This window comes from Neoroseomonas rubea, from assembly GCF_016106015.1.
Lineage (GTDB): Bacteria > Pseudomonadota > Alphaproteobacteria > Acetobacterales > Acetobacteraceae > Neoroseomonas > Neoroseomonas rubea.
Map to the genome: position 1 here is coordinate 1 of NZ_JACADQ010000500.1, position 2,057 is coordinate 2,057.

The window sequence follows — 2,057 nt, forward strand, 5'->3', positions numbered from 1 at the left end:
GCAGCAGCGCCGGCCAGAACGGCCCGATCGCGAGCGCGCCGGGCAACCAGGCGAGCAGCAGCAGCCCAGCCGCGCGCCGCGCCACCGGTCCCGGCGGGCCGGCGGGCGCGCGCCAGGGCAGGGTCAGGAGGGCGTGCGGCAGGCAGATCAGCACCATCGGCGCCAACAGAAGGAAGATCCCGGCGGCGGTGACGCCCCAGGGCGGATAGGGCATGCCGTAATGGTCGCCGGTGTGCATCAGCGCGGGGAACAGCCCGACAAGCCCGGCCATCAGCCCGGCGAGATGCGCCCACCGGGGCGCGCCCGCCCCCGGTGCCGCTTCCGCCGCGTCCCTCCGCGCCAGGTCGCGCGCGATCAGCACGACACCCGCGATGCCGGCCGGCAGCACCAGCAGCCCGACCGAGACCAGCCCGAGGGCCACGGCGAGGACGAAGGTCCCGAGGCTCAGCCCGAGCGAGACTGCCGCGCCCACGACTGCGCGCCGCAACGACGCGAAGGCCAGGATCTGCCACGCAGCGAGATACCAGGCCGGCAGCAGCCAGATCGGCGCACCGCCGAACAGCGGGCCATCGGCGAAGGGCAGCACCGCGACCGGTCCGCCGAACAGCGCGTACCAGCCATACGCGCCGCCGGCCACGACCGCGGCGAGCATCACCACCTGCCGCGCTGCGCCGCGCCATCCCGCCGTGCCGCTTGCCATCACCGGGGCAGGCTACTACGCGAAGGCGACCGCAGCCCTGAAGGGATGCAGATGCCCGAAGCGCCGACCGACATCCGCTACGTCGCCAAGAACATGCGGCTCGACCTCCGCCTGATCGCGGAGATGATCCCGCATGGCGCGAAGCTGCTCGACATCGGCTGCGGCGACGGGGCGCTGATCGAGCACCTGACGCGCGAAAAGGACGCCGACGCGCGGGGGATCGAGATCGACATGGACGAGGTGACCAAGGCGGTCTCCTCGGGCCTCGCGGTCATCCATGGGGATGCGGACAACGACCTCGCCTTCTATCCCGATGGCGGCTTCGACTTCGTGGTGCTGTCGCGCACGCTTCAGGCGGTGGAAAAGCCGCGGGAGGTGCTGCGCCAGATGCTGCGCATCGGGCGCCATGCCATCGTGAGCTTCCCCAATTTCGGCCATTGGCAGATGCGCTGGCGGCTGCTCGTGAACGGGCGGATGCCCGACACCGAGACCTGGAATCGCCCCTGGTACGAGACGCCGAACATCCACCCCTGCACCATCCTCGACTTCATGGCGCTGTGCGAGATCGAGGGCTATGTGGTGGAGAGGTGGCTCGCGGTGGATGAGCGCGGGCTGAAGGCGCCGTGGAAGCGGTCCGTCCGGCTCGCGAACCTGTTCGGCGAACAGGCGCTGTTCCAGTTGCGGCGCGCGGCCTGACGCGGCCGCCGGCGCCCGGCCTCAGTGGCGCGGGTCGATCGGCAGTGGCATGCGCGGGTCGGGCGAGGCGGCAAGGCCCTGCGGGGCCAGAAGGCTCGCGGCAAGCATCGCGTGATGCGCCGCGTCCGAAGCGCCAAGCCGGCGGCATTCGCCGGCCACATAGGACAGCATCATGAGGAGTGCACACTTGTCCGTGTGGTCCTCGTCAACGTCCGGAACGGTAATCGCCGTGTCCATGATCGATCTCTCGATACCCTGTCCGTCCCCGCGATTTTCGCGTTTACCGAAGCACGCCCGACTCCTTTAACGCTGTTCTGGCGGTAGCCGACAGGGCGATAACGGCCCTATGCCCTTGATTGACAGCCTTTTAACGCCCCTTTCGCGTTGGAGGGCCAAAGCGCAGCGCAGCGCGATCATCGCGTGAAACGGAGTCCAACGCCGCGACACAGGCGGGACGGTCGGCGACGGCCACCGATGCGGTGCCGCCCTACCGCGAGCCCGGCCAGGCGATCGGCGCGACCCTGGCCAGCGGGATCCGCGCCACCGCCACCACGCCCCCCTGCAGGGAGACCGGCACATCGACGCGCGGCGGGCCGCCGTCCCGCGGCGCACGGCCCATCAGCGCGAGCGCGGCCTGCCCCCCCTGGGCAGATCGGAAGAG

General features: G+C 70.9%; 3 protein-coding genes. 1 reads left to right on the forward strand and 2 read right to left on the reverse strand.

Annotated features, from left to right (window positions below; all coding sequences use genetic code 11):
* Positions 1–700 (reverse strand): hypothetical protein (locus tag HW577_RS24155; protein WP_198378648.1); only part of this gene is annotated, 700 nt, incomplete at its 3' end.
* Between the two features lie 93 nt (positions 701–793).
* Here HW577_RS24155 and metW point away from each other — a divergent pair.
* Positions 794–1,396 carry a methionine biosynthesis protein MetW gene (metW, locus tag HW577_RS24160; RefSeq protein ID WP_198378651.1) on the forward strand — a complete coding sequence of 201 codons (603 nt, stop codon included), beginning with the start codon at positions 794–796 and terminating at the stop codon, positions 1,394–1,396.
* A 21-nt stretch (positions 1,397–1,417) separates the two neighbouring features.
* Here the strand turns inward: metW and HW577_RS24165 are convergent, their stop codons facing one another.
* The gene (locus tag HW577_RS24165) at positions 1,418–1,633 is read right to left on the reverse strand and encodes a hypothetical protein (RefSeq protein WP_198378649.1); all 216 of its coding nucleotides are present in this window, start codon (positions 1,631–1,633) and stop codon (positions 1,418–1,420) included.
* Positions 1,634–2,057: the final 424 nt, after the last annotated feature.